14 protein-coding genes are annotated in these 14,399 nt (G+C 62.8%); 5 read left to right on the forward strand and 9 right to left on the reverse strand.

Annotated features, from left to right (window positions below; all coding sequences use genetic code 11):
* Window positions 1-3 precede the first annotated feature (3 nt).
* Window positions 4-1,419, forward strand: coding sequence for an FAD-dependent oxidoreductase (locus tag PG879_RS07365; protein WP_042014661.1), 1,416 nt, complete (start codon window positions 4-6; stop codon window positions 1,417-1,419).
* A gap of 82 nt (window positions 1,420-1,501) precedes the next feature.
* Here PG879_RS07365 and PG879_RS07370 read toward each other — a convergent pair whose 3' ends face one another.
* Window positions 1,502-2,080, reverse strand: coding sequence for an O-methyltransferase (locus tag PG879_RS07370; RefSeq protein WP_210557279.1), 579 nt, complete (start codon window positions 2,078-2,080; stop codon window positions 1,502-1,504).
* A 61-nt stretch (window positions 2,081-2,141) separates the two neighbouring features.
* Between PG879_RS07370 and PG879_RS07375 the strand changes: the two genes are divergently transcribed.
* Entirely contained in the window at window positions 2,142-2,336 is a 195-nt protein-coding gene (locus PG879_RS07375; protein WP_210557325.1) for a hypothetical protein, read from the forward strand.
* On the opposite strand, the gene PG879_RS07380 is transcribed toward PG879_RS07375, so the two are convergent.
* From PG879_RS07380 to PG879_RS07400, 5 genes are all read right to left on the reverse strand, one after another.
* The gene (locus PG879_RS07380) at window positions 2,333-2,764 is read right to left on the reverse strand and encodes a hypothetical protein (RefSeq protein ID WP_029314737.1); all 432 of its coding nucleotides are present in this window, start codon (window positions 2,762-2,764) and stop codon (window positions 2,333-2,335) included. The genes PG879_RS07375 and PG879_RS07380 overlap by 4 nt on opposite strands.
* Before the next feature lie 44 nt (window positions 2,765-2,808).
* Window positions 2,809-3,837, reverse strand: coding sequence for a M35 family metallo-endopeptidase (locus PG879_RS07385; protein ID WP_210557281.1), 1,029 nt, complete (start codon window positions 3,835-3,837; stop codon window positions 2,809-2,811).
* Window positions 3,838-4,091: 254 nt separating this feature from the next.
* Window positions 4,092-4,727 (reverse strand): DUF2913 family protein, encoded by a 636-nt coding sequence (locus PG879_RS07390; RefSeq protein WP_210557283.1) that lies wholly within the window; start codon window positions 4,725-4,727, stop codon window positions 4,092-4,094.
* Window positions 4,728-4,842: 115 nt separating this feature from the next.
* Window positions 4,843-6,138 (reverse strand): DEAD/DEAH box helicase, encoded by a 1,296-nt coding sequence (locus tag PG879_RS07395; RefSeq protein WP_010675179.1) that lies wholly within the window; start codon window positions 6,136-6,138, stop codon window positions 4,843-4,845.
* A 245-nt stretch (window positions 6,139-6,383) separates the two neighbouring features.
* Window positions 6,384-7,034 carry a DedA family protein gene (locus tag PG879_RS07400; protein WP_039040377.1) on the reverse strand — a complete coding sequence of 217 codons (651 nt, stop codon included), beginning with the start codon at window positions 7,032-7,034 and terminating at the stop codon, window positions 6,384-6,386.
* A 290-nt stretch (window positions 7,035-7,324) separates the two neighbouring features.
* On the opposite strand from PG879_RS07400, the gene PG879_RS07405 reads away from it, so the two are divergent.
* The 3 genes from PG879_RS07405 (at window position 7,325) to PG879_RS07415 (ending at window position 10,020) form a co-directional block, all read left to right on the forward strand.
* A complete protein-coding gene (locus tag PG879_RS07405) occupies window positions 7,325-8,293 on the forward strand; it encodes an autotransporter domain-containing protein (protein ID WP_119197580.1) in 969 nt (322 codons plus the stop codon).
* 217 nt (window positions 8,294-8,510) lie between these two features.
* On the forward strand, window positions 8,511-9,143 hold the full coding sequence (locus PG879_RS07410; protein ID WP_052816477.1) for a topoisomerase DNA-binding C4 zinc finger domain-containing protein: 633 nt from the start codon (window positions 8,511-8,513) through the stop codon (window positions 9,141-9,143).
* Window positions 9,144-9,168: 25 nt separating this feature from the next.
* The gene (locus PG879_RS07415; protein WP_141116517.1) at window positions 9,169-10,020 is read left to right on the forward strand and encodes a nuclease-related domain-containing protein; all 852 of its coding nucleotides are present in this window, start codon (window positions 9,169-9,171) and stop codon (window positions 10,018-10,020) included.
* A 69-nt stretch (window positions 10,021-10,089) separates the two neighbouring features.
* Here the strand turns inward: PG879_RS07415 and PG879_RS07420 are convergent, their stop codons facing one another.
* From PG879_RS07420 to leuA, 3 genes are all read right to left on the reverse strand, one after another.
* Complete coding sequence (locus PG879_RS07420) at window positions 10,090-11,253, reverse strand: DUF1615 domain-containing protein (RefSeq protein WP_164884689.1); 1,164 nt, start codon at window positions 11,251-11,253, stop codon at window positions 10,090-10,092.
* Between the two features lie 145 nt (window positions 11,254-11,398).
* Window positions 11,399-12,304, reverse strand: a complete 906-nt coding sequence (locus PG879_RS07425; RefSeq protein ID WP_270829975.1) for a GGDEF domain-containing protein — start codon at window positions 12,302-12,304, stop codon at window positions 11,399-11,401.
* A 244-nt stretch (window positions 12,305-12,548) separates the two neighbouring features.
* A complete protein-coding gene (gene leuA / locus PG879_RS07430; protein ID WP_201890805.1) occupies window positions 12,549-14,207 on the reverse strand; it encodes a 2-isopropylmalate synthase in 1,659 nt (552 codons plus the stop codon).
* Window positions 14,208-14,399: the final 192 nt, after the last annotated feature.

The raw sequence follows: 14,399 nt of genomic DNA on the forward strand, positions 1-14,399 counted from the left end.
CCTATGAGCCAGAACGTATTCCAGTTTATCGATGTCCAGCGGGTCGACCCGCCCAAGAAGCCGCTCAAGATCCGCAAGATCCAGTTCGTGGAGATCTACGAGCCCTTCAACCAGGCCCAGGTCGGCATGCAGGCGGATCGCTGCCTCGACTGCGGCAACCCCTATTGCGAGTGGAAGTGCCCGGTACACAACTACATCCCCAACTGGCTGAAGCTGGCCAACGAGGGACGCATTCTGGAGGCGGTGGAACTCTCCCACCAGACCAACAGCCTGCCGGAGGTATGTGGCCGCGTTTGCCCGCAAGACAGACTGTGTGAGGGTGCTTGCACCCTCAACGACAGATTCGGCGCCGTGACCATCGGCAACATCGAAAAATACATCACCGACAAGGCGTTCGAGATGGGCTGGCGCCCGGACCTCTCCAAGGTGGTCAAGACAGGCAAGCGGGTCGCCGTCATTGGCGCGGGCCCCGCGGGCCTTGCCTGTGCCGACGTGCTGGCACGCAATGGCGTCACCCCTGTGGTGTTCGACAAGTACCCGGAGATCGGCGGCCTGCTCACTTTCGGTATCCCCTCCTTCAAGCTGGAGAAAGAGGTGATGCAACGCCGCCGCGAGATCTTCGAGGGGATGGGGGTGGAGTTTCGCCTCGAGACCGAAGTGGGCCGTGACGTCACCTTCGCCGACCTGCTCGGCGAGTTCGATGCGGTCTTCCTCGGGGTCGGCACCTACAAGTACATGAAGGGCGGCTTTGCCAACGAAGAGGCGCCGGGGGTCTATGACGCCCTGCCCTACCTCATCTCCAACGCCAATCGCTTGCTGGGCTTTGAGAAGGCGCAAGCCGACTACATCGACTTCGCCGGCAAGCAGGTTGTGGTGCTGGGGGGCGGCGACACCGCCATGGACTGCGTGCGCACCGCCATCCGCCAGGGGGCCGATCGGGTGATCTGCGCCTACCGCCGGGATGCCGAGAACATGCCAGGCTCCAAGCGGGAGGTGAAAAACGCCCAGGAGGAAGGGGTGGAATTTATGTTCAACCTCCAGCCCATCGGCGTGGAGCTGGACGCCCACGGCCGCACCTGCGGCATCAAGGTGGTGAGCACCGAGCTCGGCGCCCCCGATGCCAATGGCCGCCGCAATCCTGTGGTCATTGAAGGCTCCGAGCAGGTGCTGCCCGCCGATGCGGTGGTGATGGCGTTCGGCTTCCAGCCCAACCCCCAGCCCTGGATGGCAGAGCACGGCGTCGAGCTCGACGGCCGGGATCGCATCAAGGCGCCCGAGAAGGCCGAGTACGCCTTCCAGACCAGCAACCCCAAGGTGTTCGCCGGTGGTGACGCGGTGCGCGGCTCTGATCTGGTGGTGACCGCCATCTATGAGGGTCGCAAGGCGGCCGAAGGGATCATGGACTACCTGGCCGTGTGATCTGCCGTCGCAACCACGCTGTCATGCAAACAGCCCCGCTCGTGCGGGGCTGTTTTTTTATGCCTGGCTTTGGTGCTGCGCTCTAGCACCGCACCACCAGAAACTCCCCCTTGCCCACCGGCACCAGGGAAGTCAGGAAATCGGGGTCACGCCGCACCTGTGCCATCCACTCCCTCATCTCGTCTTCATGGGAGATGGCATTGTCCACCACCAGCAGGCCACGAGGGGCAAGCAGGCGCTGGATCTCGGGCCACCAGGCCTGGTAGTGGCGGCGCTCGGAGTCGAGGAAGATGAGCTGATAGCCCGCCGTCGGCAGGCAGGGCAACAGGCTGCCGGCCTCCCCCGCCAACTGCTCAATCCAGGGAGTAAGCCCGGCCCGCTCAAAGTTGGTCGCCGCCATGGTCCGTTTGCCCTCGTCCAGCTCGATGGTGGTGACCCGGCCCCCCAGCCGTTTCACTGCCTCAGCCAGCCAGAGGGTGGAGTAACCGTTGGAGGTACCGATCTCCAGCACAGCCTGCGCCCCCCTCGTCTGCACCAGCACCGCCAGCAGTTCGCCGGTGTCGCGGGTAATGTTGAGCATCTTGCTGCCACGGGAGTGTTGCGCGCCGTCATTCTGCTCGCCAAAGTGCTCCAGCTCCCGTTTCAGTTGTTCCAGTGCCATGTCTCCTCCTTGACGGTGTAAACGAGTCGGCCCGGTGCATGGCATGGCTGGACCGCCCCTCATGTTCATCATTTTGCTATCGACCCACTCGGTGGCCCATCCCCTGTGCCACCCGGATAAAGACGATACCCTGGATGACCATGTGATCACGCTGGTGCAATGCTGCTGGCGGGAAAGCCAATCGTCACGCGGTCTGGCGGGGGCCCCCCGCGCCGTCGGGCTGCTGGATACCAAGGGCAAGCCGCAGATCGCCTAGGGGGCCACCCGGGTAAAGTCGACGGCGGGGCAGCTGGGCGCCACGCCCTTGGTCAGCGTCAGGGGCTGGGCACGATAGCTGAGCCGGTAGCGGCCCGGTTGGGACAGATCGTAGGCCTGCGCCAGGTCCGCATCGGCCTGGCTCTGCTCCCCCGCCCCCAGGTGCAGGAAGTCGCCGTCCCCGGGGGTACCTCGCTTGGCAAGCGGCCCTCGATAGTCCAGCGGCTGCCCATCGCGGGTCAGGTCGATGGCATCGGCAAACCACCCCTCGAAGGGGGTGAACCAGGTCAATACCTCGAGGGGCGTCTCCCCCCGGTTGGTCAGGGTCATCACCAGGGGCAGGGGTTCGTTCACCCCGCTCTCAGCGCTGACCGACAGCTCGCACTGCAAGGGCGCCAGTGCCAGGGTGGTGAGCAAGAGTGTCATCATGGTGCCTCCGTCAAAAAAGGGGCCATCCGGCCCCTGTTTGCAACTCAATTTTCGCTCGGAGTATTCTCGGCGAAATATTCGTGGTTGTCGGCATTGTTCAGGGCCTTCTGGGGATCCGTGCTCGCCAGATTGCGCGCATTGGCCTGACCGTATCCCAGATCGTCGGTGCCCGCCACCACGTTGAAGTGGCTCAGCTCGTGGACAATGGTGCCGGCGCGGGAATCGGTCCCGGTGACCGGCGCAGTCCAGAAGCTCTTGCACAGATAGACCTTGTAGGGCTGGTCCGGATAGACATAGGCAAAGTAACTCTGCTTGCAACCGCAGTCGAAGGTGAGCGGCTTGTTGTCGATGGCATCCTTGATCTTGCTGAAGTTGGTCTCGGCCTGGTTCCAGCGGGTGGCGTCATAGGCGCCAAACCAGCTGCGGTAGCGCTGCCCATTCGGCTTGTCCACCGCGAGGTAGCTGCTGGAGTTGTTGGCGATGCCACTCGCGGCATCGAGCGCCGCCAGGATGTCGCTCTTCTGGGTGTTGGTGCAACGGCCGCTGAAGCTGACCGAGGCGCTCACCGCCTGGGGCTCGGCCACCGCCGCCTTGGCCAGCACCCGATCGTCGCTCACCCCGTCCACCCAGAGGGTCACGGCATTGGACTCGCTCGCCTGGGCCTGTTTGGCCTTGGCCGCTTTCCCGGTCGGCAGCAGGTAACGGATGCTGTACTGGCCCTGGGCACTCATGTCGTAGAGACCGGAGACCTCCGCCTGCACTGTCAGGCTCTGGCCTGCCTTGAGCAGTTGGTAGTCCTTGTCACTCGGTGCGGCCCGCTTGATCAGGGCCCCTTCGTAATCCACCGGCTGGCCGTCACGCTCCACCTGGAACAGGGGAGCATCCTCGCTGCCAGGCAGTTGCCATTTGAGCAGACGAACCGGCTTCTCCCCGGTGTTGGTCAGGGTCAGGTTGACGCGCACATCGTCTGTGCTGCCCTCCGCCAGGGTGAGCCGGGCATCGAGTCCGGCGGCGCAGAGCGGGGACGCCAGCACGCCGGCCAGCAACAGAGCAATTGGAGTCGCTTTCATCATGTTTCCTCATTCATTGAGTGTCGCCTTGTCAGGCGGTCTGCTTCCTTTAAGGCCCTCTTTGGGGCCCATCCACCCTAGAGCAGAAGCACCACCCCACCATCCCTCCATATGGGGGACGCCCCCCATCAGAGGGGGAGCCCCTTGGCTGCGACAAAGATTGCCCGCCCGGCCCCGGGCGTGCAGGCAACCCCGTGGGGCGTATTTGCCATAAAAAAACCCGGCGCAGGGCCGGGTGACGGGATGAGAAGGCGGGATCAGGAGGCCAGCAGCGCCAGGGCCGGCTGCACGTTGCCCGGCATCAGCCGATAGGCCTTGTGGTGCTTGACCAGGGTGGTTTTCTTGTTGCCCTGGCTCAGCAGCAGGCCCCGGGCAAATGCCGCCTCGGCCAGTACCTGCTCGTCCCCGCGCACATAGAGGGTGAGGGGCTTGACCAGCTCACCTCCCTCGATATGGCCCTGATACTCGCTGGCCGAGATGATCAGGCTGGATTGCCCCTGGCTCAGCAGCCGCTGCCGGGTGTTCAGTTCGCTGTCGGTGAACACCAGCCAGCCCGCCCCCTCCAGCGCCAAAAGCAGATCGGCCAGGCGCGCCCCCAGCTGTACTGGCTCATGCATGGCACGCTCATACTGGCGCTGCACCCGCTCAAGCAGCCCCTTGAGATCGGCCCCCGCCCCCAGCGTCCGCCCCAGTTGCACCCAGGCCTTGAGATCCTCCATCACCAGCCGGGAGAAGCGTTTCTCCTTGAGAGAATCCGCCATCCAGGTACAGAGAAAGTGGCTCTCCTGGGCGGGGGTGCGTTTGCCCGTCTTCTGGGCGGCGGTGCGCTCCAGCTCCGCCAGGCTCTGGCGGGCCATCTCGAGCAGGGCCTGATTGTAAGCAGGAAGGGTCATCTCGGATCCTCTGAAACGGGGCGGCCAAGGGGCCGCGTCATCGACAGCACAAAGGCGCCAGTGGCGCCTTTGGAGAGTAAACGCCCCTCCCCGACCAGGAGGGTGCGACGTTGCCTTATTTCGGCTGACGGGGCTTCTTGGCCGCCGCCAGACGCTTGAGACGCTGGCCTTGCAGTTTCGCCTCGGCCATGGCCTGGGCGGCGGCATTGTCTTCACGCTGCGGGCGCTTGCCGAAGCGGCGGCGCTCCTGCAACTGCTTGATGAGGTCGTCACGGCTGCTCACCTCGTAACCCGGCACCATGATGCGGCGGATCTTCTGGCCGATGAGGGCCTCGATCTCCAGCAGGGTGCGCTCCTCCTCGCGACTGACGAAGGAGATGGCCATGCCGCTCTTGCCAGCGCGACCGGTTCGGCCGATACGGTGCACGTAATCTTCCGCGAGGAACGGCAGATCATAGTTGACCACGTATTCCAGGCTCGGAATGTCCAGGCCGCGGGCGGCCACCTCGGTGGCCACCAGCACCCGCAGCTTGCCTTCGGTGAATTCACGCAAGGCGCGGCGACGGCTCCCCTGGGCCTTGTCACCGTGCACCACGGCAGACTTGATGCCGTCGAGGTTGAGCTCCTCCACCAGTTCATCGCAGCTCTCGCGGGTGCTGGCAAACACCAGCACCTGCTGCCAGTTCTGCTTGCCGATAAGCTCGGAGAGCAGCTCGCGCTTGCGCTTCTGTTCCACCGGATAGACGGTGTGGCTCACGGTGTCGGCAGTAGAGTTCTGCTTGTCGACGGCCACCACCTGGGGTTTATCCAGCATGAGGTTGGCCAGCTTTTTCACCGCCTCGGAGAAGGTGGCGGAGAAGAGCAGGTTCTGGCGGGTCTTGTTGACCGCCTGCAGGATCTGCTGCACATCGGCGCTAAAGCCCATGTCGAGGATGCGATCCGCCTCGTCCAGCACCAGAGTCTCGACCCCGGAGAGGCTCAGGTTGCAGGCGGTGAGGTGCTCGAGCAGACGGCCAGGGGTGGCCACTATGATGTGTGCGCCCGCTTTGAGCTTCTTGGCCTGCACATCCTGTTTGCCGCCACCCACGATGGTGAGGGTAGTGATATCAAGATACTTGGCGAAATCGTTGATATTGCTCGCCACCTGGGCTGCCAGCTCGCGGGTCGGGGTCAGGATCAGCACGCGGGCATTGGAAGGCTGCACCGGCGCCGGGTTGTCTACCAGGCGTTGCAGGATGGGCAACGCAAAGGCGGCTGTCTTGCCGGTGCCGGTCTGGGCACTGGCCAGCACATCGCGACCACGGCGAATGGCCGGGATGGCCTGGCTCTGCACAGGGGTCATCTCCTGATAACCGCAATCTGAGATGGCGCGCAAAATCTCGGGGGCAAAATCGAACGATTCAAATCTCATGTTGGGTTCCTGTGTTCCAGCGGAGCTGTAGTTGGCGTGGGTGGCCTGGGCCGGCGTGTGGCCTGGCATCGGCGAGGCGTGGAGCCAAGGACGGCTGGGTCTGACATCAGATCAGAAGATGAGCCGGAAAATGGCGGGCGCGAAGTGTAACAGATAGGCGACAGGAATGCCGCCTCAAATGGCCTGTATTTTTCCGGGGGCTGCGCCCGCCAGACGCGGCAGCAGGCGCAGCCCGGGCAGTGAGATCAGCGCACCCGCTTGCTCGGACGCTTGAGCAGCCGCATGCCGATGGCCGCCACCGCGATGACGAACAGCCCGAAAGAGGTGACAAGCAGGCACTTGGTCAGCAGCTCCTGATGATGGGCAAAGACCGGGGTCGCCATCACCATCTTGCCGGCCATGCTCAGCACCAGGGACCAGAGGAAGGCGCTGGCAAAACTCGCCACGGCCACCCGCAGCAGGTGCAGGCGGGAGACTCCCATCAACATGGGAGTCAACACTCTCACGAAGGGGATGAAACGGGAGACGAACATGGCCCAGAAGCCGTAACGATCCAGCAGTCGGGAGGCCCTGGGCAGGCTCCCTTCCGGGATCATTCGCTCCACATGGCCCATGAAACGGGTGCCATGCAGTGCCTGCCCCTGCCAGTAGGCGAGCACGCTCCCTATCCCGGCTGCGAGCGGCAGATAGAGCAAGGTCACCTCGGGCCCCAGCACCCCCATGCCCACCAGACCGCCCGCCAGCAGCACCAGGCTGTCACCGGGCAGGGGCAGAAAGACGAAGCTCGATTCAAGGAAGAGGATCACCACCAGACAGGTGACGAGCAGACCGATTGCCTGCATTTGTATAAGCTGATCAAAATCCTGATGCCATATGGCAAGCAGCATGTCCTGCATCTGGTGTGACTCCCATCAACGTAATGCGCATTCGTCAAGATGACCCGAAGGCCCCGTCTGGTAATCCATCCCTGCTACCACCCCAATGTTCGTATTGGAGGCCTCTTATACACCCGGGGAACTGAACAATAAATTAATGTCTGTGATTTCTGCCCAGCGGTTCACCCTTCTCGCGGCCCAATGCGCACGCCCAAAACAGGACGGGCCAGCCCTTGCCAGGCTGCCAAGCCAGATGAAACCCGTTACAGTGTGAACATGCCCCGATGGACGGGGTACTCATGGAGCCAGGTATGGCAAGACAGCTCTCTTCTCACACACTTTCCTTGCTGGCGGTTATTGCCGGCGTCTCTGCCGGTCTTGTGACAAAGGCCCGTGCCAGCGACGAGAGCCTGGTGCAACAGCGCGCCAACGCCGTCGTCTCCCTCATGAGCTACGCCGTGGTGCCGGATATCACCGCCAGCAACCTGAATATCGGCAGCGGCACCAACGACACCTCTGCCCTCACCATCACCCAGCTCGGGGGTGGCGCTACCCTGAGCGAGGATGTTCCCCTCTATCTGGAGGGCACCCTGGGCTACAGCCGCTACGATCCCCAGTTCGTGTTCACCGATGGCAACGAGACCCGCACCATTCCCACCAAATGGAACAGCCTGAGCGCCACCGGCGGCATCGGCTGGGATGTCGGCGTCCACCGGGATCGCTTTGGTGGCAATCTGGTGCTGCGGCCCATCGCCAATGTCACCCTGGGCACGGTGGCCAGCGACCTTCGCATCGGGGCCGCCCTGCTCGAGCACAGGAGCGGCAAGAGTCTGGACTTCCTCGACGGCGGCACCCTCAATGTCTATGGCCTCGGCGGCTCATTGATGCTGGACTATGAGCTCTTCTCCGCCGCCCAGGACATCGATGCCGAGCTGCGCTACTCCTACCAGCATCTGCAAAGCTTCACCGGCACCGCCGAGAGCGTCAGCGGTCAGGCCGATGCGGAAAACCTCGGGCTTTACCTGCGCCGTCGTGCTCCCCTCTGGGACTGGACCCTGCTGGACAGGCCCCTTCGCTACGTGCTGGAAGGGGCCAGAACCGAATACCTGGGGCAGCAACGGGGGCTGCTCGGTTTCAACAGCCTCAACTCCCTGGGACTTGGCCTCGAACTCGACAGCAGCAAGTACGACATCTTCATCACCCGCACCCGGCTGGTGGCCCGCTATATGTTCAGCAACAGTACCAGCGGCTACTCCATCGGACTGGCGATGAGTTTTTAGCGCAGCAAGGCGACATGAACCGTCCCCATCACCAAATCTCTGACTGAACGCACATTTGACTCCATTGCCGCTATGAGGTCCCACCTGTATCTCCTAGCATGGGGATACGGACGGTGGGTGAAGACGTAAAGCAGAACCACGCCGGGGATTGTGGTCAGGCTGACTGCCTACTGTTGAGCAGAGAACACATGACATTTCCAGGGACAGGGAGCTTGTTATGGCCAAATTTCTGAATACCAGCGCAACCAACTATTTCCTCGAAGAGCTGATAAAAGATGCCAAGGAGCGGTTAATCCTGATCAGCCCCTTTCTCAAACTCAATGACAGGATCAAGGAGCTGCTGACCGACAAGAACCGGCTCAAGATCGATGTGCGGATCGTCTATGGCAAGAGCGAACTCCAACCGGAAGAGATCAGCTGGCTCAAGGAGCTCACCTATATCCGCACCAGCTTTTGCAAAAATCTCCATGCCAAGTGCTACCTCAATGAGGAGATGTGCATTGTCACCAGCCTGAACCTCTACGAATTCAGCCAGGTGAACAACAACGAGATGGGGGTGTTGATCCGACGGGCGGATGACAGTGAGCTGTACCGCGATGCCTACGATGAAGCCCAGCGCATTATTCGGGTGAGCGAGGAGGTGCGCATCACGTTGGAGCGCGTCGCAAGCGACAGTGACCCGCAGGACAACGTGGCCGCCCATGCAGGTACAGCACCGGTTTGTCCAAAATGCGGCACAACCATGGTACTGAGGACCAGCAAACGGGGAGATACCAAGGGCAACAGCTTCTGGGGCTGCCCCGAATACCCCAAGTGTCGCAGCATCATCCCCATCGAGACCCATCCCTGACCGGGATCTGTGAAGGCTAAATCACATGGATATCACTGCTGCCATAGCGCCGCTGCTGACTCAGCTCTGGTTTTTCCTGCCACTGCTGTTGATTGCCACCCTGCTCAAAACGGCCTGGTTCAAAGGGATGGTCGGGGAGTGGTTTATCAATCTCTGTATTCGGCTATTTCTCGACAAGCGGGAATATCGCCTGCTCAAGGACGTGACCCTGCCCACCCCCCAGGGCAGCACCCAGATCGATCACGTGATCGTCTCCCGCTTCGGGCTATTCGTGATTGAGACCAAGAACATGAAGGGTTGGATATTCGGCAACCCGACCCAGAAAAGCTGGACCCAGCAGATCTATCGCCGCAAGCACAGCTTCCAGAACCCGCTGCATCAGAACCACCTGCACATGATGACCCTCAAATCCCTGCTGGGGCTCTCAGACAACCAGCTTCACTCCGTCATCTTCTTTATCGGCGACTGCACCTTCAAGACCCCTATGCCGGACAACGTGATGAACCGCGGGCTCATTCGCTACGTCAAGGGTATAACCACGCCGGTATTGGCCGAGAACGAGGTCGCTCGCGTTGTCGACACCATTCAACAAGGGCGACTTGCCGCCAACTGGCAGACTCACAGACAGCATGTGGCACAGCTCAAGGCCCGCCACGGGAAAGCCCCCACCAAGCCTGTGCCAGCCAGCGTGCCGAGCGCTCACCACCCAGCACCGCCAACGGCCATTTATCCGGCGAACCTCCAGAGCCCCATGTGCCCAAGGTGTGGCAACCCCATGGTGCTGCGCACTGCCGGTCGAGGTGACAACAAGGGAAAACCGTTCTGGGGATGCCGTGAATTCCCCACATGCAGAGGGACCAGAGCGCTGATGAAGTAGATGGGAAGGCTGAACGACGGAGGCATAAAACAAAGGCGGCCAATTGGCCGCCTTTATTATTTCTGCAAATCAGCGGATCGTTGCCATCTTCTGCACACAGCGCTGCTCGCGCTCATCCACCCGCTTGGCAAACCAGGCTGTGGTGAGGTTGCGGGTGATCTTGGGGCTCTTTAGCTGGATACCGGGCAAGATGGCGCGGGGTTGCCGTGTCCCGGCCTGTTTGTCGGCCAAGGCGAAGACCCTGTGGTAGAGATCGCTTTTGGCAAAGTCGCTGCTGTCCCCCAGCTTCAGGCTCTGGTGAATAGCCTGTTTGCTCATGTTGACGCGGCTGGCGATGCTGTGCACTGCGAGCTCGGTCTTGCCGGGCAAATCCGAGTCGTAACGGATGAGATCCCCGTCCAGGGCCAGGGGCTTGCCACTCACCCGGCTTACCGCCGCCTGGAAGGCCGCATTGCGGCTCGCGTACCAGCCCGCATTGAAGTCGGCGAAGCGATAGAGGGTATCCGGGTAGTCGGCGGGATAGCCGAAGATGTGTTTGGTGCCAAACCAGATGCCGCCGCGACGAGTGAACACCTCGTGGCGAATGGACTCCTTCACGGGATAGGGGTACCCACGGGCGTTGGCCTCAGCAAAGGCGACGCTCACCTGCATGGGGCCGCCGGTGCGTACCGGGTTGAGATTGCCAAAGAGCTGCTTGCCCATGGGGACGCTGCCTATCATGTCTTCGAAGATCTCGCTCATCTCCCGCTCGGTGCGAAGTTTGTCGATGCGCTCGGCATAGCTCTTGCCGGTGGGGGATTGGATGGAGAGGGCCGTGCGCACCATGAACTCGGGGATGAGCAGCTTGCCGGCCCGGGCATTGATCTCCTTCCAGGCAATCTTGTTGAGGTTGGGCACCACGGGGTCCGCCTGATAGGTCGCCTCCTGCTCCGCCACCGCCAGCACGCTGCAGACGTTGTGATCGCTCACCGTCAGCCCCTGGGTGGTGAGCGCCGTCACCACGTCATTGGCCCAGCCCGGCTTGTCCACCACGTTGCGCGGCAGGAAGCGCACGATGCGGCTCTTCATGTCGGCCGGTTTTTGCGGCTGCATCGCCTTGGGAATGGGGCGCCCCGCCGGCGTCGCCGGGCTGGTCGGGGCGGGAGGCTCGCTGGCACAACCCGACAGCAGGGCAAGGGAAAGCAGTGACAGCCAGCGCCAATGGGCATCAAACAAGGAGTGAGAGGGGATCATGAAGGCTTCCTGAAGAGCGGGACCTGCCCCTCATCGCGAATGAGAGGGCTCGAATGCATGGAGGCGGACATTGTAGGGAACAAGTCTGACAAGATGAAGGCGGATGAACCTGCTGGCCCGCTGGCTGCGGCATTCCCTGGCGTCATCACGCCAGCTCCACCCGGTTGCGTCCCAGGTGCTTGGCCTGATAGAGGGCGAGATCGGTGCGCTGGAGCAGAGCATCCACCCCCTCCCCGCTCTGGCTGATACCCAGGGCAAGGCTCACGGTGAATCTTACCCCGTCACCTGAGACCAGCTCTTCGGTCGCGCACCTTATCTGCTCCGCCAGCGCACGGGCCTTGTCGCCCGTCATGCCGGGCAGCCAGATGGCAAACTCCTCTCCCCCAAGGCGTGCCACCACCCCATCCAATGGGCAGAGCTGGCGCAGCAGGGTGCTGAATTCACGCAGTACATTGTCGCCGATGGCGTGGCCATAGCGATCGTTGATCAGCTTGAAGTGATCGAGATCCAGCAGCAGGAGCGGCGTCCCCTCCTCTCCGTGCGCCTCCAGCACGGCGCGAAACGCCCGGCGATTGGAGAGCCCGGTCAGCTCGTCTGACATGGCGAGGGAGGAGAGCCGTATCTGGGTGCCATACATCTGCTGCACCATCAGCAGCACACCCCAGGCCGAGGCCAGCATGCCGATCGTGCGCAGGCTATCTTCCACCGTGGAGAGCCACCAGGGCTGGAAATAGGCCTCATCCATCAGATCGATGACGCCGGAGACGAGCCAGAGGGTCAGCCCGCCGGTGAGGGAGAGATAGGTTTTCAAGGTGATCTGGGCACACTGCACCACCCAGAACATGAACAGCAGGGTCAACACGTTGAGCGCTTCGGCCAGAGCCCCGACGGTATAGAGGTTGTGCTCCGCCAGGGGATCAAAACTGGCCCCGGCCAGGATCCCCGTCAGCAGCAGCAGACAGGGCAGGCTCACCAGCGCGAGACGACGGCAGGGAGGAAGCGAGAAGAACCGGGCGGGGTGAACGGATAACCTGAGGGGAGTCTTCATCATGTTTTGGGCTCCAAGCGCGCATGTCTTCTATCCCGAATGACAGCCATTGGCTGCCATCGCCAGCGAACCCCGACGGCATTCCTGGTGGCAAATCACTGATATTGTGGGCCGATTTTTCCATAAAAAACAATCCCCTCACCATATGGGTCAGGGGATTGTTGCAACAGGGACGGCGCGATCTGCCGTGACATCGGAGTGGGCGGCCCTTCCCTGCTCGCCCTCACGGCAGGCGGGCAGTGCCGCCTCAGGCGCTCTGGCGCAGGGCCTGATGCTGAGCGGCGCCGTTGATCACCGCCTGCAGGGAGGCGTTGACCACGTCGCGACCGACGGCGACGCCACACATCCGGGTGCCCTCGACGCTCAGCAGCACATAGGCGGCGGCGCGGGATTCGGTGCCGGCGGTGAGCGCATGCTCGGAGTAATCCAGCACATCGATGTGCATGCCGGTCTGACGCTGCCAGCCGTTGACCAGGGCTGTGATGGCTCCCTCCCCTTCACCGCACAGTTGCAGGGTGCCGTGGGGGGTCTGCAACTCCAGGCGCAGGCTCTCCTGACTGTCATGACCGAGCTGGAAGCGCCCGATGTGATAGCCGTGGGCAGGCTCGAGATAGTGCTGCTCGAACAGGGTGCGGATCTGCTCCGGGCTGATTTCGCTGCTGCTCGCCTCAGCCTCGGCCTGCACCCGGCGGCTGAAGTCGATTTGCAGCCAGCGCGGCAGTTGCAGACCGAGGTCACGCTCCAGCAGATAGGTCACCCCTCCCTTGCCGGACTGGCTGTTGATGCGGATCACCGCCTCGTAGCTGCGACCGAGATCGGCAGGATCGATGGGCAGGTAAGCCACATCCCAGTAGTGATCCGGTTTTTCTGCCGCGAGAGACTTGCGGATGGCGTCCTGGTGGCTGCCGGAAAACGCCGTGTAGACCAGCTCGCCGGCATAGGGGTGGCGAGGGTGCAGGGCAATCTGGGTGCAGGCCCCCACGGTGGCGACGATGGCATCCATGTCGGACAGGTCCAGCTCGGGGTCAATCCCCTGGCTGTAGAGGTTCATGGCCATGGTGACGATGTCCATGTTGCCGGTGCGCTCCCCGTTGCCGAGCAGGGTGCCCTCGATGCGATCCGCCCCCGCCAGCACTGCCAGCTCGGCGGCGGCCACCCCGCAGCCTCTGTCGTTGTGGGTGTGGATGGAGATGCTCACCTCGGGTCGCGCCTTGAGGTGTCGGCAGAACCACTCCACCTGATCCGCAAACACATTGGGGGTGCTCACCTCCACCGTGGCGGGGAGGTTCAGGATCATCGGGCGGGCAGCGGCGCGCCACTCGTCGATGACGGCGTCACACACCTCGACGGCGAACTCCACCTCGGTGCTGCTGAAACTCTCCGGGGAATACTGGAAACTCCACTCGGTGCCCGGATTGCGGGCCGCATACTCCCGCACCCAGCGCGCCCCCTGCACGGCGATGGCCTTGACCCCGTCCTTGCCTGAGTTGAACACATAGTTGCGCTGGGTCGGGTTGACCGAGTTGTAGACGTGAACGATGGCCCGCTTCGCCCCCTTGAGGGCCTCGAAGGTGCGGGCAATGAGATCTTCCCGGGCCTGCACCAGCACCTGGATGGTGACGTCATCGGGGATGAGGTTGCGCTCGATGAGTTCGCGCACAAAATCGAAGTCGGGCTGGGAGGCCGCCGGGAAACCCACCTCGATGTGCTTGAAGCCGATGTGGGTCATCAGCGCCCACATTTGCAGCTTCTGGGCCACCGTCATGGGCTCGACCAGCGCCTGGTTGCCATCGCGCAGGTCCACGGCGCACCAGAGCGGTGCCCGCTCCAGTACCCGGTTGGGCCACTGGCGATCCGCCAGGTTGATCACGGGGGCACGGCGGTATTTGCGATGATCGAAGCTCATATTCAGATTCCCTTGACGGATGGGCGAGGCACCGGACGACCGGGCCGACAGGCGGGTGGGGCAAGGAGAGGAAGCGGGTTGGTGCGGTAACACCGTCCCTGACGAGTCGCGCGGCGGTAACCCCGCGACCGGTTTTCCTGCGGCCCCCGTCGGTCACCGGGGCCGGCCACGGCAGCCGGATCGGGCTGCGGG

This window comes from Aeromonas sp. QDB63 (assembly GCF_027707425.1).
Lineage (GTDB): Bacteria > Pseudomonadota > Gammaproteobacteria > Enterobacterales > Aeromonadaceae > Aeromonas > Aeromonas caviae.